Consider the following 22,704-nt stretch of genomic DNA (forward strand, 5'->3'; position numbering starts at 1 on the left):
CGTCCGGGGCCTGGACACCCTCACCGAACACGGCACCCTCGAACCCGCCCTCGGTGACATGCAGCACCGAGCCGACCTCTACGAACTGCTCGACTACGAGTCCTACAACCACTTCGACACCAACGTCTTCAACTTCCACATCCAGCGTTGACCCGCTCGAAAGGATTCAGCCATGACCAGCACACCTGAAATTCGCAAGGGCCTTGCGGGGGTCGTCGTCGACTACACCGCCGTCTCGAAGGTCAACCCGGAGACCAACTCGCTGCTGTACCGCGGCTACCCGGTGCAGGAGCTCGCTGCGAACTGCTCCTTTGAGGAGGTTGCCTACCTGCTCTGGCACGGCGAGCTGCCGAGCACAGCGGAGCTGACCGCGTTCCAGAGTGCCGAACGGACGCAACGGGGGCTTTCGCCGGCCGTGAAGACCGTGATCGACCTGACCCCGACGACCGCGCATCCGATGGACGTCGTGCGCACGGCCGTCAGCCTCATCGGCGCCAGCGACCCGGCGGCCGAGGACAGCAGCCGGGAATCGAACCTCGCCAAATCCCTGCGCCTCCTCGCCCAGCTTCCGTCGATCGTCGCATACGACCAGCGCCGCCGCCGCGGCCAGGACGTGATCGAACCACGAGACGACCTCGACTACTCGGAGAACTTCCTCTACATGACCTTCGGCGAGGTGCCGGAGGCCGTGGTGGTCGACGCCTTCCGGGTGTCGATGGTGCTCTACGCCGAGCATTCCTTCAACGCGTCGACGTTCACCGCGCGCGTGATCACCTCGACGCTCTCCGACCTCTACTCGGCTGTCACCGGCGCCATCGGAGCGCTCAAGGGCCCCCTCCACGGCGGCGCGAACGAGGCCGTCATGCACATCTTCGACGAGATCGGCGACGCCGAGCGGGCTGAGGACTGGCTCGAAGAAGCCCTCGCCGAGAAGCGGAAGATCATGGGCTTCGGCCACCGCGTGTACAAGGACGGCGACTCGCGGGTTCCGACCATGAAGGCGGCCCTCGACACCCTGATCGAGTACTACAATCGGCCGGACCTGCTCGCGCTCTACGACACCCTCGAGGCGGCCATGACAGAGCGGAAGCGCATCCTGCCGAACCTCGACTACCCGTCGGGCCCGGCGTACCACCTGATCGGTTTCGACACCGAGATCTTCACGCCGTTGTTCATCGCCAGCCGGATCACTGGCTGGACCGCGCACATCATGGAGCAACTCGAGTCCAACGCGCTCATCCGCCCACTCAGCGCCTACAACGGGCCCGAGGAACGGCACGTGGGCGCTTTCGCGCTCGCGTGAGGCGTTGCGCGGATCGCAGGTGAGGATCAGGGTGCGTCCGGTCGATCGAGCAGCCCGGCTGCCACCTCGAGCACGCACAGCGCGGCCAGGCGCACGGTGCGACCGTCGGGGGCGTCGGCGCTGACGTCCACCTCGGCGAGGTCGATGGATGCGACGCGCGGGTCGGTCCCGGCCGCCCGGGCGGCCTGGCGCAGCTCGTAGGCGGAGATCCCGCCCGGCACTGACGCGGGGCAGCCGGGAGCCACCGACCGGTCGCAGACGTCGACGTCCAGGTCCACGTGAATCGGCCCGCCGCCGGCTCCGGCGATCTCGAGCGCCTCGGCGAACACGTCCGCCATCGGCCGCCGGTGCAGCTCGTCGCGGTGCACGACGGTAATGCCGAAGTCCATCGCCCGCCGGGCATATTCAACGGAGTTGGCGAAGTCGGCGATGCCGATCTGCACGATACGGCTCCCGTCTAGTCCGAACTCCTGCACCAGCCGCCGCACCGGCGAACCGTTCGAGACGCCGTCGCGGAGGTCGTAATGGGCGTCGAGGGTGATCAGCCCGGCGGTAGCCGCATTCATGCCCCAGGCGCCGAGCGCCACCGGAACGGTCAGCGCGTTGTCGCCGCCCAGCGCCACAACGACCCGGGAACGTGCTGCGGCCGCTGCGACGTCGGCGATGGCGAGCGCCTCCCCCGTGGGCCCGTCGGGTTCGGCAACGTCACCGAAGTCCGCGACGATGAGGTCGTCGAGTGCACGCGGTCGGCTGGCCGGGCCCAAGCCGTCGCTGCCGCCACGGCGCGTGCGGCCGCGGTCGGGCATCAATGCCGTGCTATACCGGCGGAGCGCGGCGCGGATCGCCGCCGGCGTCTTTCCGGCATCGGTCGCCGACAGGGACGTGCGCCAGGTCGGGACACCCATCAGGGCCAGGTCGATTGGCGCGTCGACCCGAAGGGACGAGGCTGACGGCCACCCGCCGGCCCGGGGCCAAAGGGGGTCGTTCGGCAGCGTCGCGTCGGTCACGAGACCGACCCTAGCAACCTCATCCGCCGGATCATCGGCACCCATCGTCGGCATTGTCCCGCATACCGGACGACACCTCTGCTCCGGTATGCGCACGCCTCGGCTACCATCGCAGCATGAGTGCTGAGACCGTCTTCGACGACCTGCTGAGTGAGTTGAGCAACGCCGGCGCGGTGGGCGGGAAGATGTTCGGCGCCCGGGCGCTCACCCTGCAGAAGAAGGCGTTCGCCTGCCTGCAGGGAGACCGGATCGCGCTGAAGCTCGGCGCGGGAACGCGCGAGCACGCCGAGGCGCTGGCCCAGCCGGGCGCGGAGCTGTGGGACCCATCGGGAATGCACAAGCCGTTCAAGGACTGGGTCGCCGTGCTGGTCGACGACAACAGCGAGCTCGAAGACACCGGGCTGGCCGAGTTGGCCCCGGTGGCCCTGCAGCGGCTGGCGCTGGCGCTCGGTGCGGGCCCGGCAGCCTAAAGCCCTGGGCTAAGGCCGGGCAGGTGCCTGCTCGAACTGCGCCGGCCCGTCTGTCGACAACGCCAGGCGGATGCGCTGGGCGACGTTCCCCGGCAACACCGGCAGATCTCCCAACCGGAACCAGGCGGCATCCGTGTTCTCACCGTCGGCGGGGTATGGATCGCCGCTCACCCAGCTGCAGCGGAAGGTGAGGTCGAGGTACTGCGCCTGGTCGCCGTTGGCGTAGGTCATCGGCGGCTGGGAATGCACCCACGCCAGCCGCTCGACGCGGGCGACGATGCCGGCCTCCTCGAGCACTTCGCGCGCCGCCGCATCCGCCGGTTGCTCACCGGGATCGATGATGCCGGTGACCGGGGTCCACGCGCCGTTGTCGGCGCGGCGCACCAGGAGCAGCTCTTCGCCGCGCAGCACGACCGCGGTGACACCGGCCAGCCACAGCGGCGCGGTGCCGATCTTCTCCCGGAGGTCGAGCACGAAGTCGGGGGTAGCCACGCGCCGGCCCTACCGATGTGCGCGGGCGGCACGGCGTTCCCCGCGCAGGATGGCCCGCCGCTCTCGCCCGCCCTCGACCAGGTAGTACAGCACCGGCAGCACCACGAGGGTCAGGAAGGTGGACGACACCAGGCCGCCGATGACCACCAGCGCCAGCGGCTGGGAGATGAACCCGCCGTGGCCGGTGAGGCCGACGGCCATCGGCAGCAGCGCGAAGATCGTGGCCAGCGCGGTCATCAGGATCGGCCGGAGGCGCCGGCTCGCCCCGTGCAGGAGCGCGTCGCCGACCGCCAGTCCGCGTCTCCGGTACTGGTTCACAAGGTCCACCAACACGATCGCGTTGGTCACCACGATGCCGATCAGCATCAGCACGCCGATCAGCGACGCCACACCGAGGGGGATTCCGCTGACCACCTGCAGCGCGATCGCTCCGGTGGCGGCGAAGGGAATCGACACCAGCAGCAGCAACGGCTGCAGCAGCGACCGGAAGGTGGCGACCATCACGATGTAGACGATCAGGATAGCCACCAACATGGCGATCCCGAGCTGCTGGAACGCCTCTGTCTGGTCAGCAGAGACCCCGCCGACCGTGGCGCTGGCGCTTGACGGGATGGACGTGTCGGCCAGTACCGTGCTGATCTGGGCGTTCGCGGTGCCGAGGTCGTTGATGTTCGGCGTCGCCGAGACGGTTGCCGTGCGGAGGCCCTTCGTGGTGGTGATGGTGGACGGGCCGTCGGTCTGTTCCACGGTGGCCAGGCTGCTGAGCGGCACGGGCCCCCGCCTGGTCGGAATCGGCAGGGCCGACAGTTCGGCCGTCGTGGTGGGCGGCGCGGCGGACTGGAGGTACACCGACAGGCTGGTCTGGTTGATCACGACCGAGCCGATCGTGCTGGGCTGCATCGCCTGGGACACGAGCGTCCCGAGGGCGAGCTCGCTGAGGCCGGCCGAGGCCGCCGCGGAACGGTCCACAGTGACCGCGATGAACGGGCGGGACGCGGCGAGATTGCTCGTGCTCTCCTTGATCGCGCCGAGCTTCTGCACCTTGGCCAGGATGGCGTCCGCGGCTTTCTGCAGGTCGGCATCGGTCGCGGCGGTGATGTTCACTTCGATGTCGGACGAGCTGAATCCGCCGGCGGCGGCGACCGAGATGGTGCCGGCGTTCTTCATGGCGGTGAGTTTCTTGCGCACGACGTCTTGCACCTGGTCGGGATTGGCCGAGTCGTCGGTGGTGATCGAGTAGGTGATCGCACTGGACGACGGGGCACCGCCGGTGAACGCGGCGGCCAGCGAGCTGCCTCCGACCGAGAGCTGGACGATCTTGACCCCGTCGGTGTTCCGTAGTTCTTTCTCAACGGATGCCGACGCCGCGTCCTGCGCGGCCAGGCTGGTGCCCACGGGAAGGGTCTGGATCACTCGGAAGGTGGTCTGGCCGGTGGAGCCGAGGAAGTTGACCTTCATCAGCGGTACCAGGGCGACGGTGCCGGCCAGCACCAGCACGGCGAGCATCATGGTCGCGACGGCGTGCTTGAGCGTCCAGCTGATGACCGGCAGGTAACCTTTCTGCAGCCGGCTGGGGTGTTCGAGGTCGTCGCTGGTGCGGGCATCGTCGTCGGCGACGGATGCCGCGCGGTGGCTGTGCGGGCGAGCGGTGGTCGCGGTGGTCGCGGTTGTCGCGGTTGTCGCGGTGGTCGAGACCCCGGCGCGCGTGGTCTCGACAGGCTCGACCACGGACGGCTCGCCCACCGCAGGCCCGGCAACCGCCGGCGTGCGCAGGAACCAGTAGGCCAGCACCGGCACGATGGTCAGCGCCACCAGCAGCGACGCGAGCAGGGCGATCGTCACGGTCAGCGCGAACGGGCGGAACAACTCACCGGTGGATCCGCCGACGAACGAGATCGGCAGGAACACCGTGACCGTCGTGATGGTCGACGCCGTGATCGCACCGGCCACCTCCCGCACCGCTCCGACGATGGTCTCTGCGCGGTCGCGGCCGAACATCAGGTGGCGTTTGATGTTCTCGATCACGACGATCGAGTCGTCGACGACCCGCCCGATGGCGATCGTGAGCGCCCCGAGGGTGAGGATGTTGAGCGAGTAGCCGACGCTCTGCAACCCGATGAAGGTGATCAGCACCGACGTCGGAATCGAGATCGCCGTGACCAGCGTTGCCCGCACCGACAGCAGGAAGACCAGAATCACCAGCACCGCGAAGATCAGGCCGAGGATGCCCTCCTGGGTGAGGGAGTCGATGGACTGCTGGATGAACGGCGCCTGGTCGAAGACGACGGTGAAGGTCGAGCCGTCAACGGCCTTCTGGAGGGTCGGGATGATGGCGCGCACGTGCTTGGACACGTCCACCGTGTTCGCCGCCGGCACCTTGGTGACCGAGATGGTCAGCGCCGGCTTCCCGTTGACCCGAGAGACGCTGGTGGACGGGTTGGCGGCGAGCGCCACGGTGGCGACCTCGCCGATGGTCGCAGCAACGGGGGCTGCTGGTACCTGCGATGCGGTCGCAGCCCCGCCGGCGGCATCCGCTGCACCCGCTGCAGCACCGGATGCGGCACCCGTCGCCGTACCGGCGGGCTGCGAGGAAACCAGCGGCAGCGCGGCGATGTCCTCCACCGAGCCGAGCTTCGAACCGGTCTGCACCGAGAGCGTGGAGTCGCCCTCGGTGAGCGATCCGGCCGGGATCAGCGAACCGTTCTGCTGCAGGGCCGAGCGGATGTCCTGGGGGCTGAGTCCGCGTGCGGCGAGCGCCGCCGTGTCCGGGGTGATGGTGACGCGCTGGCCCACGTCGCCGACCAGGGCCGCGTCGCGCACCCCGGCGACATCGCGGATATCGCCGAGCACGCTGCGCTTAAGCTCGTCGGCGAGCGTGGTGGTGTCGGCGGAGCCGGTCGAGACCGCGAGCGAGAGCACCGGGAAGTCCTCGATGCTGCCGCTGATCACCTGCGGGTCCAGTCCGTCTGGCAGCTGCGTCTTGATCCGGTTGATGGCCTGGGTGATCTTGGATTCGGCCTTGGTCAGGTCGGTTCCGTAGGTGAAGGTCGCGTTGACCAGGGAGGAGTTGGTGCTGCTGGTGGTGGAGGTCGACTCCAGCCCCTGGATACCCTGGATCGCGGTCTCGATCGGCGTTGACACGTCGTCGTTGACAACTTCGGGCGAGGCCCCAGGGTAGCTCGACGAGATGAGCAGCGTCGGCAGCTGCAGGGAGGGGATCAGCTCCTGCTTGAGGCTGGTCAGAGCGAGGCTGCCGAATACCGCCGCGACGATGGTGATGAGCGCGATGAGCGCCCGGTTCTTCATACTCAGGACCGCGAGAAAATGCACTCGCACAGTATCCCACTGCGCCGTGTGCACTACGCCGCGGAGTTTTCCGTTGTTTCGTCAGCCTTGCAGGCCGAGCCGCACCTGCCGCGGAAGGGACTCGACGACGATCGCGTGCGACTCGGCGATGAGTTCCCGCACATGGTCGTCTGGCACGGTGCCGTCCAACCGCACCGTCACCCAGTGCTTCTTGTTCATGTGGTAGCCCGGTCCGATTCCGTCGACGCTGCGAATGAGCCGAGGCACATTCTCGGGGAGTGCCTTCAGCGTGACGGACGGATGCTCCAGGTCGGCGCTTTCGATCGCAAAGACCCTGCCGGCCACTTTGAACACCCGGTTCTGAGGCCCGAACGGGTAGGTCTCCTCGGCCCCGTTGAGATCGAGGTAGAAGCCGGTGAGCTGGTCGGGTGTCATCCTGTGGGCTCCGGCGTGCGCATCCGTTCACGCTACTCGACCAGGCGCCGCACGAGAATCCTTGACCGGAGTCGGACCTTCGGCATAGAGTCCCGAGCATCCGCAGGCAGGAGGGGCCGAGATGAGCGAAACGCAGTCCGAGACTGACACCGAACGCACCCTGATTCTGCTCCGGCACGCGAAGTCGGACTGGTCCGGCGGCGAAGCGGACGCCGACCGGCCACTGTCGGATCGTGGCCTGCGGCAGGCACCGATCGCCGGCCGATGGCTGGCCGGCTGGAGCGAGCACATTGATCTCGCGGTCATCTCGCCCGCGGTTCGGGCCCGCGAGACCTGGCAGCTCGCCGCGACCGAGCTCGGTCCCGCTGCCTCGGGCTCCCGGCCACCGGTGCACATCGAGGACCGCGTCTACGCGGCATCCGCCGACGAACTACTCGACGTGGTGCGCGCACTGCCGGACGATGCCGTCACCGTGGTGCTGGTCGGCCACAACCCGGGCATGGAAGAGCTCGTCGCCCAGCTCACCGGCGATCGCCTGACGTTGCCCACCTCCGCCATCGCGGTGATCGGGTGGTCCGGACCGTGGGCATCCGCTGCGGATACCGAGGCCGTACTGCGCACGTCCGGCCGCCCGCCAGGCGCCGACGCCGGAGATCCGTCAAGCGGTCAGGCGACGTCAGCCAGGTAGCAGACCCGACCGTCACACCGCAGGGACGGTGCTGGCGAACAGGATCGGCCGGAAGAAGGCGGCCAGTTCCGCGGTCGCCGACAACGAAAGCACGTTCGCCACGTACTGGTCGGGTCGAACCACCACGACAGCGCCACCGCGGTCGATTCCTCGAAGTTCGAAGATGTCCTGCCCGGGGTGCGCGGCGTACAGCTTTTCGTAGTCGATCAGCCCATAGGGGCCGGTCCTGGGCAGAAACGCCCCGGGGACACGACCGATGTCGACGGCGGTGTGCGGCTGCTGGTAGACCACCTTGACATCGAAGACGCTGTCGATGTCCCTCTCCGGCGGAGTGTGGACGACCAGCGGTGACTCGGGCGAGGCCTGGAGCCATTCCGCCCATTCGCTGAGTGCCGAGGTTTCGCCGGGAGCGGCCGCATCGGCGAACGCGTACACGCGCCACCGTCCGTCCGCGCGGTGATGGTGCCCGAGGTGCACCCGGTTGGCGTCGGCGACCCGAACCACCGGGGCGGACTTGAAGCGCTTCCCGACCGGGAACCCGGTCGCGAGGCCCTGGTGGGTCGCTTCTCCGACCAGCATCGACGGCGGGTATTGCGTCATGAAGCCGGCCGGGAACTCGGCGGTCCGGGTGTAGAAGTCCTCCAGCTCGGACGGGTCGTCGAGATCTTCCGGCTTGGCCGCCATCAGGCTCGACCACTGCTTGTCGAAGTCGATGAGGTTTTTGGCGATGACCTGCCGTTCGGCCGAGTAGGTACCGAGCAGGCTCTCGGGGCTGCGACCGTCGAGCACGTGGGCGAGCTTCCAGCCCAGGTTGAAGCCGTCCTGCATCGATACGTTCATGCCCTGACCGGCCTTGGCACTGTGTGTGTGGCAGGCGTCGCCGGCGATGAAGACCCGCGGCCACCGGGTACCGATCTCGTCCAGGCGCACGTCGTCGAACCTGTCGGTGAGGCGGTGGGCGACCTCGTACACGCTGTGCCAGGCGACGTTCTTCACGTCCAGCGTGTACGGGTGCAGGATCTCGTTCGCCTTGGCGATGATCTCTTCGATCGTGGTGTTCCTGATCGCCCCCCTGTTGTCTGCGGCCACCTCGCCCAGGTCCACGTACATGCGGAACAGGTAGCCGCCCTCGCGAGGAATGTGCAGGATGCTTCCGAATTCCGACTGGATGGCGCACTTGGTGCGAATGTCGGGGAAGTCGGTGACGGCGAGCACGTCCATCACACCCCAGGCGTGAAAGGCCTGGTCGCCGGCCATCGTGCATCCGATCGACTCGCGCACACCGCTGCGGGCGCCGTCAGCGCCGACGACGTATTTCGCGTGGATGGTGCGCTCCTCTCCTTCCCGCTCACCGGTCGTGTGCACGAGTTTCACGGTGACGGGGTATTCGCCTTCCTTGGCGACTTCGAGGCCGCGGAAGCCCCACCCGTAGTCAGGCTTCATCCGTGTCGGGGAGTTGAACATCACCTCGGCGAAGTAGTCCAGGACCCGCGCCTGGTTGACGATGAGGTGGGGGAACTCGCTGATGCCGGTCACGTCGTCCACGGCGCGCGCCGTCCGGATGATGCGGGACGGGTCGGCGGGGTCCGGCTTCCAGAAAGCCATCTCGGTGATGTGGTACGCCTCTGCGATGATGCGCTCCGCGAAGCCGAACGCCTGGAAAGTCTCGACGCTGCGGGCCTGGATACCGTCAGCCTGCCCGATCGCGAGGCGTTCGCCACGTCGCTCGATGATGCGTGTGGTGATGCGCGGAAACTGCGAGAGCTGGGCTGCGGTGATCATTCCGGCGGGACCCGTTCCCACGATGAGCACGTCCACGTTATCCGGAAGCTCGTCGGGCCGATCGATGCCGACCCCCGCTATCGTTTGAACGCGCGGATCGGTGGACACGTATCCGTGGTGGTGGAACTGCACGGCTTTCCTCACTTCGTTGTGGCGGAGCGGACTGCATTCTCGACGCGGCGTGTTCGATATTCGAACTCCACGTTCTAATATCGCTCAGAGAATCATACGGCGGCGGTGCGCCGGCGACAACCGACCCGGCTTCTCCGACCGGGTCAGACGACGTCGGCGAGATAGCCGGTGTCCTGCAGCGGATGCCGCAGCAGCGTCGCCCACGCCTGTTCCAGCGCGTCGACGGCCCGGTCGATCTCGGCCGGCGAGTAGGAGAACGGCAGCCGCACGAAACGCTCGAATGCCCCGTCGATGCCGAACCGGGGGCCGGCCGGGATCAACACCCCCTGCGCACGGGCCGCCAGCGCCAGCTGCGAACTGACCGGTGCGCCAAGGTTGACCCATGCGGTGATCCCGCCGTCGACGTGCGGTATCTGCCAGTCCGGAAAGCGCGCAGCGATCGACGCCTCGAGGTGGTTTCGCCCGGCCCGGAGCTGCTCCCGCCGGTGCTCGAGGATCGTGGGCATGTCGGCGAGCAGGCGGGTCACGATCAACTGCTCGAGGATCGGGGTGCCGAGGTCGCCGGCCGAGCGCGCCGCGACCAGCTTGCGGATGAGTCCACGATCGGCACGGATCCAGCCGATCCGAAGGCCGCCCCACACCGTCTTGCCGACCGATCCGATCGACACCATCGCTCCCCCAGTCCCCGGTGCCTGGGCGGCGTAGGCGGCGAACGGCAGGAAGGTGCCCGGCCGGTCGATGTCCAGTTCGCCGATGGTCTCGTCGGCGATGAGCACGGTACCCTGGCGCGCGGCAGCCGCCAGCACACGTTCGCGCTGGTTCTCCGGCATGGTCTGCCCGGTGGGGTTGTGGAAGTCCGGCATGAGGTAGCCGAGTGTGGGGTTGCTGCGCTGCAGGGTCTGGATCAGGGCAGTCTCATCCCAGCCGCGGGTCTCCGGATCCTCGGCCGGGCCGGTGGCGGACACGCTCACCGGCACCAGCCGGGCGCCCGCGGCGCGGAGCGCCGTGGCCGCGTGCGGGTAGGTGGGCATCTCGACCAGGGCCCTGTCTCCACGGCCGAGGAGAACCCGCGCGATCAAGGCGATAGCGTGTTGGGCTCCGCTGGTGACCATGATCTGCTCTGGACCGGTCGGCAGGCCGCGGGCGGCGTATCGTTCGGCGATGGCGGTGCGGAGTTCAGGGATTCCGATCGGGTCGAAGCCCGACCCGCCGAGGTGCCGCGGCAGATCTGCGGCGGCAAGCGTGGCGACGTCGGCCAGCCACGGCAGCGCCGGCATGGTGGCCTTACTGAAATCGAGCACCCCGGCCTGCGGCACCGCCTCCAGCGTGGGCGCCGCACCGGGCAGCGTCACCACGCTGCCCGAGCCCCGGAGGCTCCGCAGGTAGCCGGTGTCCCGGAGCTGCCGGTAGGCAGCGGTGACCGTGGTGCGGCTCAGGCCCAAGCGTGCGCTGATGTCCCGTTCGGCCGGCAGTCGGCTGTCCGACGGGATGCGCCCGTCGAGTGCGAGCAAGCGGATGCGGTCGGCCAGCGCCGCGTAGGCGCTGGCGCCCGTTCGCCAGTCGCCGAGCAGGTTCTCCAGGGCGCGGGCGCTCACGCTACTCTCTGACATGAAGCCACTCTAGGCAGATTGGCTACTTGATAACAGGCCACCCGTGCAATTGGATTGGTTTCTATGACCCGTCGCATCCTCCAACTCCTCATTGGCCTCTTCCTCTACGGGATCGGCATCGCGTTGATCGTGCGCGCTGCCATCGGCGTGGCCCCCTGGGATGTCTTGACCCAGGGCATCGACAACCACACGCACCTGGGTTTCGGGCTGATCACGGTGCTGATGAGCGGCGTGGTGCTGTTGTTCTGGATCCCGATCCGGCAGAGGCTCGGCGTGGGCACGGTGCTGAATGCGCTTCTGGTGGGGCCGTCGGCCGATGTCGGGTTGTCACTGATCCCGGAAGACCTTGACCTGTGGCTCCGGATCATCCTGTTCGCGGCCGGCCTGCTGGTCCTGGCCGTCGCGACCGGCCTCTACATCGGCGCCCACTTCGGCCCGGGCCCGCGCGACGGGCTGATGACCGGCCTGCACAAGCGCACCGGCTGGAAGATCTGGATCGTCCGCACCGGCATCGAGGTCATCGTGCTCGCGGTCGGCTGGGCGCTCGGCGGGAATGTGGGTGTCGGTACCGTGCTCTTCGCGGTGCTGGTCGGGCCGCTCTGCGGCTGGACGATCCCGTTGTTCGCGATCAAGCGGACCGAGGCCCCGGTGGCCCGGCCTGTCGAGACCGACCCAATCGCCGTACCGTAAGGGAGTGACCAAGCGCCCGTCCATCGTCTGGCTGCGCGACGACCTGCGCCTCGCCGACAACCCGGCGCTGGCGGCAGCGGTGGCCCGTGGCGCTCCCGTTGTCGTCGTGTACGTCCTCGACGAGGAAAGTCCAGGCATCCGGCTACTGGGCGGCGCCAACCGCTGGTGGCTGCACCACAGCCTCAACGCCCTCGCGCACTCGATCGGGGACCTCGGCGGCCGGTTGCTGTTGCGCCGCGGATCAGCCGCCGTCGAGATTCCACGCCTGGTCACCGAGACCGATGCCGCGGTCGTGTACTGGAACCGCCGCTACGGGGCGTCCCGCGAGATCGATGCCGACCTCAAGGTCGCACTGCGCGCGGAGGGTGTGGAGGTGTCGAGCTTCCAGGCGAACCTCCTCTTCGAGCCCTGGACGGTGACCACCGGAGCGGGAAGCCCGTTCCGCGTGTTCACGCCGTTCTGGCGGGCGTGCCTGGAACGGCCACGGCCGCGGGACCCGTTGCCGCCCCCCACCGCCCTCACCGCGCTCGCGGCCCCGGCGAGCGCGAGCGACGCCCTCGAAGACTGGCACCTCCTCCCCACCCGGCCGGACTGGAGCGAGGGCCTCAGACACAAGTGGCGACCGGGCGAGGCTGCGGCATCCGCGCGATTGGAGCACTTTGCCGCCGATGTCCTTGCCGAGTACCACCGGCGGGATGAACCGGCACGCGAGGCGACCTCGCACCTCAGCCCGCACCTGCGATTCGGCGAGATCAGCCCGTTCCAGGTGTGGCACCGGGTGCGCCACACCGGAAATCAGGGTGCCGGCACGAACGCCGCGAAGTTCTTGAGCGAACTGGGGTGGCGCGAGTTCAACTGGAACATCCTGTTCCATTTCCCGCAACTGGCCGAGCGGAACTTCCGCCCGGAATTCGACGAATTCCCGTGGAAGGAGGCCCACCCTGCCGAGGTGGAGGCCTGGCAGCAGGGGCGCACCGGGATACCGCTCGTGGACGCCGGCATGCGTGAGCTGTGGCGGACCGGCTACATGCACAACCGGGTGCGCCTGGTGACGGCCAGCTTCCTGGTGAAGAACCTGCTCTTCAACTGGCGGATCGGCGAGCGCTGGTTCTGGGACTGCCTGGTCGACGCCGACGAGGCCAGCAACGCCGCGAATTGGCAGTGGGTGGCGGGCAGCGGGGCGGATGCCGCGCCCTATTTTCGCGTGTTCAATCCGCTGCTGCAGGCGCAGAAGTTCGATCCCGACCGGGCGTACGTCGACCGGTGGGTGTCCGACGACGCACTGTACCCACCTCCCATCGTCGACCTCGCCCAGTCCCGCCGGGACGCGTTGGCCGCCTACGACACCATCAAGCGCACCCCGTCCGTCCCGCCCGCCGCCGTTTGAGCCGGTGAGGGGCCGACTAATCCCAGTGCGGCGCGACCCGCACTAGGAGAAGTTGGCCCCTCATCCGCGGCTTGGGGCGCGGCCTCAGAGGTTGCGCTCGGCGTAGACGGCCATCGCGTCGCGCACGAAGGTTGCGCCCGCCTCTCCACCGTAGTTGGCCGCGAAGCGCTCGTCGGCTGCGTACATTTCGGCGAGGCCGACGAAATACTCCCTCGTCGGCCCGGCACCGCCGCCTCCCGGCGTTCCCGGGATGGCGCGCAGCCAGTCGAAGTGCCGCTGGGCGAGGGCCTGCGCCTCGTCGCTGTCTGGCGCGATGCCGCGGGCGGCGGCGTCCATCCAGGCGGCGCCGAGTTGCTTCTGGCCTTGCTGCCAGGCCTTTTTCTCGTCGGCGGACATCGACCGCCACCACGAATCGCTCCTCGCGTAGGCATCCTTACCCCACCGCTCTTCAACCTCCTCCTGGTACTGGGTGTGGTCGAAGCCGTTGAACATGTCTTCTGCCATCAGTTGTTCCCCTCCTTCCATCGCCAAAATCGTGTTCTCCACCGACCGGACCTGCCGGCCCAGTCGCTCCTGCTCCTGCTTCAGCCAGTGGAGGTGGCTGAGCAGCGCACGCCCCTCGTCCGTCTCCTTCTCGAGTACCTCGCCGATCGCGGGGAGGCCGAGACCGAGCTCTCGCAGCATCAGGATCCGCTGCAGGCGTACCAACGCACGCTCGTCGTAGTACCGGTAGCCATTGCTGCCGATCCGGCTGGGCGTGAGCAGGCCGACGTCGCCGTAGTGGCGGAGTGTGCGGCTGGTCGTGTTGGCCAGTCGCGCGATGTCCTGGATTGACCAGTCCACGTCTGCCTCCCTACGGTTGCGTGCAGCTACCACGCTAAGGGTTGACGTCGCGTCAATGTCAAGGGGGCGATATCAGCCGCAGAAGTCGCGAATGGTGCCGTGCAGAATTTCGGTGAGCTGCAGAACGGATGCCTCGGTCGTCCACTCGAGGCCAGCGTGCGCCCCGCCGCCATCGACCCCGATGAGCAGACACGGGATGCCCGCGTCCAGGATCAGCCCGGCATCGGTCCAGAACGGTTCGCCCCGTGAGGCGGCGGGCCGCCCCAGCACTCGCGTCGCGTTGGCCGCCACTGCACGCACGATCGGCCAGTCGGGGTCGGCAGCGAACGCGCCGCGGGCGACCAACCGGGTGAGCCGGTAGTCCAATGCCGGGATGCTGGCGGCGAGGCCCTCGAGCACAGTCGCCAGTTCCGCTTCCGTCTCCGCCGGAGTCTCACCGGGGAGCGTTCGCCGCTCGACCGTCAGCGTGCACGACGAGGCGACGGTGGCGGCATCCGTTCCCCCGGAAATCACAGCGACGCGCACGCTGCCATGTCCGAGCAGCGGATGCGCCGGTGCGGCGTCCAGCCGCGCCCGCAGGCCGTCGAGCGCGTGCAGGACCAGGCCGGCGTGGGCGATTGCGTCGACGCCGAGCTCGGGTTGCGACCCGTGGGCGGCGCGGCCGGTGAGCTGGATCTCGAACCAGGCGAACCCGCGATGGGCAAGGATCAGGTCGAGACTGCTCGGCTCGGCGACGATCGCCGCATCGGCGCTGAACTGGCGGAGCACCTCCTCGGTGCCGAGGCTGCCGAACTCCTCGTCGGCGACGAGGGTGACCAGCACGTCGCCCGGCAGTCCGTCTACCCCGGCCCGCGCAGCGGCGACCAGGATGGCCGCCAGCCCGCCCTTCATGTCGAACGCACCGCGCCCGATGATCGTGCCGTCGCGTTGCTCGCCGCCGAACGGTCGAGCACCGGGCCCGCCACCGCGCCCGTCGCCCTTCCCGCCGGTCCAGGTGGCGACGCCGACGGTGTCGAGGTGGCCGTTGAGCATGAGGGATCGCCCTCCCCCGGTTCCGCGTGCGACGCCGACCACGGACGGACGGCCCGGGCGCTCCTCGAGAACGTGTACGTCGAACCCGTGGCCGGATAACCACCTCGCGCACCACCGGGCGATCGCGCCCTCGCCTGCGGCGCCGGCAACCAGGTCAGGATTGATCGAGTCGATGCCGATGAGTTCACGCAGAAGCGTGACCGGGTCGAGGTGCTCTGTTGGCATGGCTCGAATCTAGCGTCCGTCTCCCGCCGCCCCCGCTTCGATCGGCGGAGCCCATCCCGGCCGCGGAATCAGGCAGAACGGGTGCCCCGCCGGGTCGGCGTAGACGCGCGACGTTTTCGATCGGCCCGGGAGCGGCGTGGCTCCAAGCGCCAGGACTCGGCCGCCGGCCTCAGCGACGTCGTCGACCATGATGTCGAGGTGAAACTGCTGCGGATGGTCGGGGTCCGGCCACTGCGGCGGCTGGTGGTCCGGCGCCAACTGGAACGCGATGCCCGAGCTGGTGTCGTTCTCCGCAATCACCACCCAGGTGTCGTCCTGATAGGTCACCGGCAGGCCGAGGAGTCCCGAATAGAAACGCGCGAGAGCCAGCGGGTCGCGGCTGTCGATCACAACATGGTGCATGCGTCCGATCATGCGACAATTCTCGCCCCGTTTGCCGCAGCTATCGCCATTTTCCGGCATCCCCATTGCATTTCCCGAAGACGCGATATATCGTAACTTTAACAACGCGATATATCGTGACATGCGATATCGGCATCCGTTCCGATGCCATGCGGAAAGGGAAAGAACAATGTCACTGGAAAAATGGCTGGTCGCCCCCGGGCAGACCAAGATCATCGACGTCGAGTTGGTACGCACACTCAAGGTGGGGCTCATCGGCGGCCGCGTCGACGTCATCGGCCATGACGAGCCCGGCGCCCGTGTCGAGGTGCACAGCGTCAGCGGCAAGGACCTCAAGGTCTCAATGGACGGCGACGTCCTGGAGATCGATCACCCCCAGCTGCGCTGGGACAACTTCATCGACGTCTTCTCGTCGTTCCGCGGGACGGCCAAGGCCGACATCAGCATCATGGTCCCGAGGGATGTTGCGATGAAGTTCGGTGTGATCTCGGCCGAGGCGCTCATCTCGGGCCTGGCCAATGATGCGAAGGTGAGCACGGTCAACGGCGACGTCGTGATCGACAACCTCACCGGCAACCTCGAGCTCAATGGCGTCAACGGCGAACTCTCGGTGCGGAACCACACCGGCGAGATCACCGCGCACACCGTCTCTGGCGACATCACGGTCAGCGGCGAGGTGCGCCGCTTCAGCGTCGACGGGGTCTCGGGCAACGTCTTCCTCGATATCGAGGGCATCCCCGACCGCATCATGACGAACACCGTCACCGGAAACGTCACCGTGCGGCTCGGCGCCGACGTAGCCGCCCGTTACCGGCTGAACACGGTGACCGGAACCATCCAACTCGACGACCAGACGATCCGGACCACGTTCGGGAAGGGCTACGAGGGCAGCAACGGGCAACTCGACGGCTCCTGGCTGGAGCTGCAGGCGAATTCGGTGTCCGGGCACATCGCGGTGGTGCGCCGCGCGGCATCCGCGAACTCGTCCACGACGTCGTCCACGTCGGCAACCGATGACGGAAGCGAGGCGTCGGCATGACTCCCCCGGTCTTCTCCCACGGCAACCTCCGGCTCTACCTGCTCAGCCTGCTGGCCGAGCAGCCGCGGCACGGCTACGAGCTGATCCAGGCCCTCAGTGACCGGTTCGGCGGAACCTACAGTCCAAGCGCCGGCACCATCTACCCGCGGCTGGCCAAGCTGGAGGAGGAAGGCCTGGTCACCAAGTCGGCCGACGGCCGGAAGACCGTCTATGAGATAACGGATGCCGGACGCGCCGAGTTGGCCTCGCGCGAGGGAGACCTCGACGCCGTCGAGAGCGAGGTCACCGATTCGGTGCGACGACTCGCCGACGAAGTGCGACTCGGCGTCAACGCGGCGATGAAGGGCCTCAGGGCCGACCTCGCCTCCGCCGCCCGGGATGCCAAGTCCGACTCCCGCGGTGCGGCCAACACGGCGCACACCGAGTCGACCCAGGCACTGCACGAGGCGGACATGGTGCTGAACGAGTTCCGGCAGCAGATGCGCGCCGACCTCCGCACCACCGCCTACCGGGCGGCCCTGCCCGCCGAGACGGTGTCCGAACTGAAACGGCAGCTGGCCGACGTGCGCGCGGGGATCCTGGCGTCCCTCGCTCGCTGACCCGGGCCATCCGCTCACCACGCCGAAACCGCACTTGTTGGGGCTAAAACGTTCGTATAAGCCCAACAAGTGCGGTTTCGGCGACGGGAGCGCTAGTTCTCGAGGGGGTTGTCGGCGCTGTTGCGGTGCGCGGCTTCTTTTCGGCCCCAGCCGCCGGGGATGAGCGCGGCGGAGACCACCGAGACCAGGCAGATGATCACCAGGTAGACCACCACGGCGTCACTCGACCCCGTCGCCGCCAGGAGTCCGGTCGCGATCATCGGGGCGAACGCGGGGCCGGCGATCTGCGAGATCGTGTAGCCGACGGATGCGCCCGTGTAGCGGACCTCTGGCGTGAAGATCATCGCGAACAGCGAGCCGGTGACCCCGGCGGATGCCGACATCGTGATCCCGAAGATCAGCACCACCGCGATCGTGAAGTTCCACGGGTTGCCCGTGTTGATCAGCATGAACGCGATCGGCGTGGTAACCAGCATGCCCACCGCGCCGGCGAAGTACATGGTCTTGCGCCCGAAGGTGTCCGAGAGCGCGCCGAAGACCGGGTAGAGCACCACGGCGACGACCGCGGAGAGCATCACGCCGAGCAGGGCCGAGGTGCGCTCGATGCCCACCGTCCCCGAGTAGTTCACGAGGAACGCCATGGTGATGTACGCGAGCACGCCCTGGCTGAGGTAGGTGCCGGCGACCAGAAGGATCTCGCGCCAGTGCCGCTTGAAGGCGATGACAACGGGCATCTTGACCAGTTCGTTCTTCTCGCGGGCGGCCGCGAACGCCGGGCTCTCGGCCAGCGACATCCGGATGAAGAGCCCGACCCCGACCAGGACAACGCTCGCGATGAACGGCAGGCGCCAGCCCCAGGTGAGGAACTGTTCGTCGGGAAGCTGGGCGACGAGGAGGAACGCGCCGGTGGCGATGAAAGTCCCGGCCGGAGCTCCGGTCTGCGGGAAGGCGCCGTAGAACCCGCGCTTACCCCGCGGAGCGTGCTCCACTGCCATCAGCGTCGCGCCGCCCCATTCGCCACCGACCATGATGCCCTGGAACAGGCGCAGCACGGTGAGCAGGATGGGGGCCCAGATGCCGATCTGGGCGTAGCCGGGAAGCAGGCCCATCGCGAGCGTCGCGAGCCCCATACCGGTGAGCGAGATCATGAGCATCCGCTTACGGCCGACGCGGTCGCCGAAGTGGCCGAAGATCACCCCGCCGAGCGGGCGCGCCAAAAAGCCCACGCCGAAGGTGGCGAAGGCGAGCAGCGTTCCCATGATCGGCGACGCCTCGGGGAAGAAGATCGCCGGAAAGACCAGGGCAGCGGCCGTGCCGTAGATGAAGAAGTCGTAGTACTCGACCGTGGTGCCGATGAAGCTGGCAAGGGCGACCTTCAGCGGCCCCGCCTTCTTCACTGGGATGGTGGTGTCGGTGGTCCGACGCGTCGTCAACGTTGACATGGTTAGGTTCCTTAGGGGTTGAACGGATGCCTGCGGCATCGGCGCCGCAGATCGAGGAGGTTGCTCAGGGGGTTGGTTACGACGAGACGGTTGCGGTGACCGAGCCGAGGCCGCTGATGAAGGCTTCGACATGATCGCCGGAGGCAAGGGGGACCATCGGGCCGAGGGCGCCCGAGAGCACCACTTCGCCGGCGCGAAGCGGGCGTCCCAGCCGGGCAGCGGTCTCCGCCACCCAGACCAGGGCGTTGAGCGGGTCCCCCAGGCAGTCCTGCCCGGTCCCGGTCGAACGCTCCACGCCGTTCACGGTCATCGACATCGTCGCGGCGACCGGGGAATACTCACCGAGCGGCAGTTGCGCGGCGCCCAGAACGTAGAACGCGCTCGACGCGTTGTCGGCGACCGTGTCGACGATCGAGATGTCCCAGCCCGCGACCCGACTGTCCACGATCTCGAGCGCCGGAGTGACGTAGGCGACGGCATCGATCAGAGACTGCCGGTCAGTGGCATCGACATCCGTCCTCATCACGAACGCGAGTTCTGCTTCAATGCGGGGCTGCAGCAACGCCCCGTGCGGCACCTGTTCGCTCTCGAGCACCTGCATGTCAGCCAACAGCACGCCGAAATCGGGCTGGTCCACACCGAGCTGCGCCTGCACGGCTGCCGCCGTCAACCCGACCTTCCGGCCGGCGCGCGGGTTGTGCTCACCTTCCCTCGAACGGATGCCGAGCTCCTGGGTCTCGTAGGCGGCGTCCAGGTCGGCACCCAGCAGGTCCCGCACCGGGGGGACCGGCACGCCGGTTGCGGCCGCGTCGGCCAGGCGTTCGTAGGCAGTCCGCCGCGGATCGGTCGTGGTGGCCATGCAGAGCTCCCTTGCTTGTTTCACCGCAGTGCTGCTGCGGCGGCACCACTCGAGTGCCGAGTTAGCATGCTAGCGGGTAAGAAGCGCCAGCCTAGCGCACACTCACCGACCCGGCGCAACTAGCATGCTAGTATGCCAAGACCACGGATCGAGTGGCGCAACGACATCGACGACGCCCGGGACCTCACGTCTCGGGCCTTCTCAAAGAAGAGAGTGCAGTGAGCAACACGCGGGAACACTTCGACACTGATGTGCTGGTCGTTGGCAGCGGCCCGGCCGGCGCGACCACCGCACTGGCCCTGGCCACCTACGGCGTCCGGGTGCACATGGTGTCCAAGTGGAACTGGCTCGCCAACTCACCGCGAGCGCACATCACCAACCAGCGTGCGGTGGAAGTTCTGCGCGATCTCGGGCTCGAGGACGAAGCCCGCGCAGCCGCGACGCCCTGGGAGTGGATGGGCGACACGATGTTCACCACCAGCCTGGTCGGCGAGGAGATCGCCCGGCTGCGCACCTGGGGCACCGGGCCCGCGCGACAGACGGACTACCTCACCGGCAGTCCCTCACCGATGCTCGACATCCCGCAGCCCGTGATGGAACCGATCCTCGTCAAGAACGCTGCCGCCCGCGGCGCGGACGTCTCGTTCAATACGGAATACCTGGGCCACGAGCAGGACGAGCACGGCGTCACCGTCCGACTGCTGAACAAGATCAGCGGCCAGGAATACACGCAGCGCGTCCGCTACCTCGTCGGAGCCGACGGCGCCAAGTCGCAGATCGCGGAAGAACTCGCCCTGCCGTTCCAGGGTGAGATGGCGCGCGCCGGCACCGTGTACGTGCTGTTCAACGCCGACCTCAGCCGACACGTCGCACACCGCCCGAGCATCCTGCACTGGATCATGAACCCGGCGGCCAGTTTCGGTGAGATCGGGATGGCCACGTTCCGAGCCATCCGCCCGTGGGACCAGTGGATCATGGGCTGGGGCTTCGACATCGCCAAGGGCGACCCCGACCTCAGCGACGAACACCTGCGCAACCAGGTGCGGACGCTGATCGGCGATCCCGACGTGGAGTTCGACATCGAACGGACGATGGTCTGGTACGTCAACCAGCAGCACGCGGAGCTCTACCACCGTGGGCGCGTTTTCTGCGAAGGAGACGCTGTCCACCGGCACCCGCCGAGCTCAGGGCTGGGATCCAACACTTGCATCCAGGACGCGTTCAACCTCGCGTGGAAACTCGCATTCGTGATCAAGGGGCATGCCGAGCCTCGGCTCCTCGACTCGTACTCCGAGGAACGGGTACCGGTCGGGCGGCAGATCGTGGCGCGCGCCAACCAGTCGCGGAAAGACTATGCCGGCATGCGCGCGGCCCTCGCCATCGACGAGTCCGACGACCCATTGGCGGCGATGCTCGCCAAGATCAGCTCACCGACCGAGGACGGGGTAGCTGCCCGCGAGGCGCTCTACGCCGGACTCGAGCTCAAGAACACCGAATTCAACGCCCAGGGAGTGGAACTCAACCAGCGCTATTCGTCAACCGCGGTGATGAGCGACCCCGCGGCCGGCGACGAACACTGGCACCGGGACCGGGAGTTGTACCTGCAGGCCACCACACGTCCCGGAGCAAAGATCCCCCACGCCTGGCTGGTGAACGAGCACGGTCGGCGGGTGTCCACGCTTGACGTGATCGGGCACGGTCAGTTCAGCCTGGTCACGGGGCTTGCCGGAACCGCATGGTCGGATGCCGCCGCCACCCTCGACGCGGACTACCTGCGCACGGTCGTCATCGGCCGGCCGGGATACGCCGATGCTTACGGGGAGTGGCACGCGCAACGGGAGATCCACGAAGCCGGCGCGCTGCTCGTACGCCCGGACGGCTACATCGCCTGGCGCCAGAGCGAGGCGGTGCGAGACGTCGACGAGGCCAGGCAGCAGCTGGCCGCGGCGCTGGATGCGGTCCTCGGCCGAACCGCGATCACCCCCGAACTCGACGGCGCTTTGACCGGCGACCTCACCCCAACCCACGAAGGAGAACTGTCATGAGCGAGCGTCCGTTTACCAGCGTCTGGACCGATCTGGCCCAGGTTTCATTCAGCCAGGGATTCATCGAGCACGCCGGCTACCGCACCCGCTACCTGCACACCGGCGACACCTCGAAGCCGACACTGCTGATGCTGCATGGGATCACCGGGCACGCGGAGGCCTACGCCCGCAACCTGCGCTCGCACGGCGAGCACTTCTCGACCTGGGCAATCGACTTCATCGGCCACGGCTACTCCTCCAAGCCGGAGCATCCGCTGGAGATCACGCACTACATCGACCAGGTCCTCACATTCATGGACGCGATCGGGGTGCAGAAGGCGTACTTCAGCGGCGAGTCGCTCGGCGGCTGGGTGACCGCGAAGCTGGCGCAGCTGTACCCGGAGCGGGTCGAGCGGATCGCCCTGAACACCATGGGCGGCACCATGGCGAACCCGGTTGTGATGGAGCGGCTCTACACGCTCTCGACCGAGGCGGCGAATGACCCGTCGTGGGAGCGGGTGAAGACCCGCCTGGAGTGGTTGATGGCCGACCCGTCCATGGTGACGGACGACCTGATCAAGACCCGGCAGGCGATCTTCCAGCAGCCGGACTGGCCGATGGCCTGCCAGATGAACATGGCCCTGCAGGACCTCCCGACCCGGAAGCGGAACATGCTCTCCGACGACGACCTCCGGGCGATCGAGGCCGAGGCGCTGGTGATCTGGACCACGAAGGACCCCTCCGGTCCCGTTGACGAGGGACGCCGGATCGCGGGACTGATCCCGAACGGCTCGTTGGCCGTGATCGAGAACGCCGGGCACTGGCCGCAGTACGAGCAGACCGCCGTCTTCGACCAGATCCACCTGGACTTCCTGCTCGGCCGTCGCTGACCGCATCCGCCGCCGACAGCATCCGCTACCGAACCACACCGACGAAA

Annotated in this window: 20 protein-coding genes and 1 pseudogene; 10 read left to right on the top strand and 11 right to left on the bottom strand. The window is 67.9% G+C overall.

Annotated elements, in window-relative coordinates; translation table 11 throughout:
* Together AB4Y94_RS05430 and AB4Y94_RS05435 are read left to right on the top strand one after the other, a co-directional pair.
* Positions 1 to 151: pseudogene (locus AB4Y94_RS05430) on the top strand (methylisocitrate lyase); the annotation flags it as partial.
* 21 nt (positions 152 to 172) lie between these two features.
* Entirely contained in the window at positions 173 to 1,303 is a 1,131-nt protein-coding gene (locus AB4Y94_RS05435; protein ID WP_441725823.1) for a bifunctional 2-methylcitrate synthase/citrate synthase, read from the top strand.
* A gap of 26 nt (positions 1,304 to 1,329) precedes the next feature.
* On the opposite strand, the gene AB4Y94_RS05440 is transcribed toward AB4Y94_RS05435, so the two are convergent.
* Positions 1,330 to 2,355: an arginase family protein gene (locus tag AB4Y94_RS05440; RefSeq protein WP_441725826.1), complete on the bottom strand. Its 1,026-nt coding sequence runs from the start codon at positions 2,353 to 2,355 to the stop codon at positions 1,330 to 1,332.
* Between the two features lie 71 nt (positions 2,356 to 2,426).
* Between AB4Y94_RS05440 and AB4Y94_RS05445 the strand changes: the two genes are divergently transcribed.
* Entirely contained in the window at positions 2,427 to 2,780 is a 354-nt protein-coding gene (locus tag AB4Y94_RS05445) for a hypothetical protein (RefSeq protein WP_441725828.1), read from the top strand.
* 9 nt (positions 2,781 to 2,789) lie between these two features.
* Here AB4Y94_RS05445 and AB4Y94_RS05450 read toward each other — a convergent pair whose 3' ends face one another.
* Genes AB4Y94_RS05450 through AB4Y94_RS05460 form a run of 3 tightly spaced genes read right to left on the bottom strand, consistent with a single transcriptional unit; the run spans position 2,790 to position 7,013 of the window.
* Positions 2,790 to 3,272 (bottom strand): NUDIX hydrolase, encoded by a 483-nt coding sequence (locus AB4Y94_RS05450; protein WP_441725831.1) that lies wholly within the window; start codon positions 3,270 to 3,272, stop codon positions 2,790 to 2,792.
* A 9-nt stretch (positions 3,273 to 3,281) separates the two neighbouring features.
* A complete protein-coding gene (locus AB4Y94_RS05455; protein ID WP_441725833.1) occupies positions 3,282 to 6,602 on the bottom strand; it encodes an efflux RND transporter permease subunit in 3,321 nt (1,106 codons plus the stop codon).
* A gap of 57 nt (positions 6,603 to 6,659) precedes the next feature.
* Complete coding sequence (locus AB4Y94_RS05460; protein WP_441725835.1) at positions 6,660 to 7,013, bottom strand: MmcQ/YjbR family DNA-binding protein; 354 nt, start codon at positions 7,011 to 7,013, stop codon at positions 6,660 to 6,662.
* A 121-nt stretch (positions 7,014 to 7,134) separates the two neighbouring features.
* Here AB4Y94_RS05460 and AB4Y94_RS05465 point away from each other — a divergent pair, with 121 nt between their 5' ends.
* Complete coding sequence (locus AB4Y94_RS05465; RefSeq protein WP_441725837.1) at positions 7,135 to 7,701, top strand: SixA phosphatase family protein; 567 nt, start codon at positions 7,135 to 7,137, stop codon at positions 7,699 to 7,701.
* 12 nt (positions 7,702 to 7,713) lie between these two features.
* Here AB4Y94_RS05465 and AB4Y94_RS05470 read toward each other — a convergent pair whose 3' ends face one another.
* Together AB4Y94_RS05470 and yczR are read right to left on the bottom strand one after the other, a co-directional pair.
* A complete protein-coding gene (locus AB4Y94_RS05470) occupies positions 7,714 to 9,615 on the bottom strand; it encodes an FAD-binding monooxygenase (protein ID WP_441725839.1) in 1,902 nt (633 codons plus the stop codon).
* Between the two features lie 143 nt (positions 9,616 to 9,758).
* A complete protein-coding gene (yczR, locus tag AB4Y94_RS05475; protein ID WP_441725842.1) occupies positions 9,759 to 11,225 on the bottom strand; it encodes a MocR-like transcription factor YczR in 1,467 nt (488 codons plus the stop codon).
* A gap of 63 nt (positions 11,226 to 11,288) precedes the next feature.
* On the opposite strand from yczR, the gene yczE reads away from it, so the two are divergent.
* A complete protein-coding gene (gene yczE, locus AB4Y94_RS05480; protein WP_441725845.1) occupies positions 11,289 to 11,915 on the top strand; it encodes a membrane protein YczE in 627 nt (208 codons plus the stop codon).
* Between the two features lie 4 nt (positions 11,916 to 11,919).
* Positions 11,920 to 13,302: a cryptochrome/photolyase family protein gene (locus tag AB4Y94_RS05485; protein WP_441725848.1), complete on the top strand. Its 1,383-nt coding sequence runs from the start codon at positions 11,920 to 11,922 to the stop codon at positions 13,300 to 13,302.
* Positions 13,303 to 13,386: 84 nt separating this feature from the next.
* Here AB4Y94_RS05485 and AB4Y94_RS05490 read toward each other — a convergent pair whose 3' ends face one another.
* From AB4Y94_RS05490 to AB4Y94_RS05500, 3 genes are all read right to left on the bottom strand, one after another.
* The gene (locus tag AB4Y94_RS05490) at positions 13,387 to 14,145 is read right to left on the bottom strand and encodes a MerR family transcriptional regulator (protein WP_441725851.1); all 759 of its coding nucleotides are present in this window, start codon (positions 14,143 to 14,145) and stop codon (positions 13,387 to 13,389) included.
* Between the two features lie 72 nt (positions 14,146 to 14,217).
* A complete protein-coding gene (locus tag AB4Y94_RS05495) occupies positions 14,218 to 15,402 on the bottom strand; it encodes a M20/M25/M40 family metallo-hydrolase (protein ID WP_441725854.1) in 1,185 nt (394 codons plus the stop codon).
* A 9-nt stretch (positions 15,403 to 15,411) separates the two neighbouring features.
* A complete protein-coding gene (locus AB4Y94_RS05500; protein ID WP_441725858.1) occupies positions 15,412 to 15,816 on the bottom strand; it encodes a VOC family protein in 405 nt (134 codons plus the stop codon).
* Positions 15,817 to 15,973: 157 nt separating this feature from the next.
* Here AB4Y94_RS05500 and AB4Y94_RS05505 point away from each other — a divergent pair, with 157 nt between their 5' ends.
* Positions 15,974 to 16,843 carry a DUF4097 family beta strand repeat-containing protein gene (locus tag AB4Y94_RS05505; RefSeq protein WP_441725861.1) on the top strand — a complete coding sequence of 290 codons (870 nt, stop codon included), beginning with the start codon at positions 15,974 to 15,976 and terminating at the stop codon, positions 16,841 to 16,843.
* Positions 16,840 to 17,442, top strand: a complete 603-nt coding sequence (locus AB4Y94_RS05510; RefSeq protein WP_441725863.1) for a PadR family transcriptional regulator — start codon at positions 16,840 to 16,842, stop codon at positions 17,440 to 17,442. Before AB4Y94_RS05505 ends, AB4Y94_RS05510 begins: the two co-directional genes overlap by 4 nt.
* Before the next feature lie 92 nt (positions 17,443 to 17,534).
* Here the strand turns inward: AB4Y94_RS05510 and AB4Y94_RS05515 are convergent, their stop codons facing one another.
* Positions 17,535 to 18,884 (bottom strand): MFS transporter, encoded by a 1,350-nt coding sequence (locus AB4Y94_RS05515; RefSeq protein ID WP_441725866.1) that lies wholly within the window; start codon positions 18,882 to 18,884, stop codon positions 17,535 to 17,537.
* Positions 18,885 to 18,960: 76 nt separating this feature from the next.
* The gene (locus AB4Y94_RS05520; RefSeq protein ID WP_441725869.1) at positions 18,961 to 19,743 is read right to left on the bottom strand and encodes a 2-keto-4-pentenoate hydratase; all 783 of its coding nucleotides are present in this window, start codon (positions 19,741 to 19,743) and stop codon (positions 18,961 to 18,963) included.
* Positions 19,744 to 19,961: 218 nt separating this feature from the next.
* Between AB4Y94_RS05520 and AB4Y94_RS05525 the strand changes: the two genes are divergently transcribed.
* Both AB4Y94_RS05525 and AB4Y94_RS05530 read left to right on the top strand, forming a co-directional pair.
* Positions 19,962 to 21,788: an FAD-dependent monooxygenase gene (locus AB4Y94_RS05525; protein WP_441725872.1), complete on the top strand. Its 1,827-nt coding sequence runs from the start codon at positions 19,962 to 19,964 to the stop codon at positions 21,786 to 21,788.
* Positions 21,785 to 22,657 carry an alpha/beta fold hydrolase gene (locus AB4Y94_RS05530; protein WP_441725875.1) on the top strand — a complete coding sequence of 291 codons (873 nt, stop codon included), beginning with the start codon at positions 21,785 to 21,787 and terminating at the stop codon, positions 22,655 to 22,657. Before AB4Y94_RS05525 ends, AB4Y94_RS05530 begins: the two co-directional genes overlap by 4 nt.
* The last annotated feature ends 47 nt before the right edge of the window (positions 22,658 to 22,704 follow it).

Origin of the sequence: Glaciibacter sp. 2TAF33, from assembly GCF_052114945.1 — a bacterium.
Taxonomy (GTDB): domain Bacteria; phylum Actinomycetota; class Actinomycetes; order Actinomycetales; family Microbacteriaceae; genus Cryobacterium.

Coding starts and splice junctions, on each gene's coding strand:
- AB4Y94_RS05460 (WP_441725835.1), bottom strand. CDS start 7,013: ATGACACCCGACCAGCTCACCGGCTTCTACCTCGATCTCAACGGGGCC.
- yczE (WP_441725845.1), top strand. CDS start 11,289: ATGACCCGTCGCATCCTCCAACTCCTCATTGGCCTCTTCCTCTACGGG.
- AB4Y94_RS05530 (WP_441725875.1), top strand. CDS start 21,785: ATGAGCGAGCGTCCGTTTACCAGCGTCTGGACCGATCTGGCCCAGGTT.
- yczR (WP_441725842.1), bottom strand. CDS start 11,225: ATGTCAGAGAGTAGCGTGAGCGCCCGCGCCCTGGAGAACCTGCTCGGC.
- AB4Y94_RS05515 (WP_441725866.1), bottom strand. CDS start 18,884: ATGTCAACGTTGACGACGCGTCGGACCACCGACACCACCATCCCAGTG.
- AB4Y94_RS05520 (WP_441725869.1), bottom strand. CDS start 19,743: ATGGCCACCACGACCGATCCGCGGCGGACTGCCTACGAACGCCTGGCC.
- AB4Y94_RS05445 (WP_441725828.1), top strand. CDS start 2,427: ATGAGTGCTGAGACCGTCTTCGACGACCTGCTGAGTGAGTTGAGCAAC.
- AB4Y94_RS05510 (WP_441725863.1), top strand. CDS start 16,840: ATGACTCCCCCGGTCTTCTCCCACGGCAACCTCCGGCTCTACCTGCTC.
- AB4Y94_RS05495 (WP_441725854.1), bottom strand. CDS start 15,402: ATGCCAACAGAGCACCTCGACCCGGTCACGCTTCTGCGTGAACTCATC.
- AB4Y94_RS05435 (WP_441725823.1), top strand. CDS start 173: ATGACCAGCACACCTGAAATTCGCAAGGGCCTTGCGGGGGTCGTCGTC.
- AB4Y94_RS05500 (WP_441725858.1), bottom strand. CDS start 15,816: ATGATCGGACGCATGCACCATGTTGTGATCGACAGCCGCGACCCGCTG.
- AB4Y94_RS05440 (WP_441725826.1), bottom strand. CDS start 2,355: ATGGGTGCCGATGATCCGGCGGATGAGGTTGCTAGGGTCGGTCTCGTG.
- AB4Y94_RS05465 (WP_441725837.1), top strand. CDS start 7,135: ATGAGCGAAACGCAGTCCGAGACTGACACCGAACGCACCCTGATTCTG.
- AB4Y94_RS05505 (WP_441725861.1), top strand. CDS start 15,974: ATGTCACTGGAAAAATGGCTGGTCGCCCCCGGGCAGACCAAGATCATC.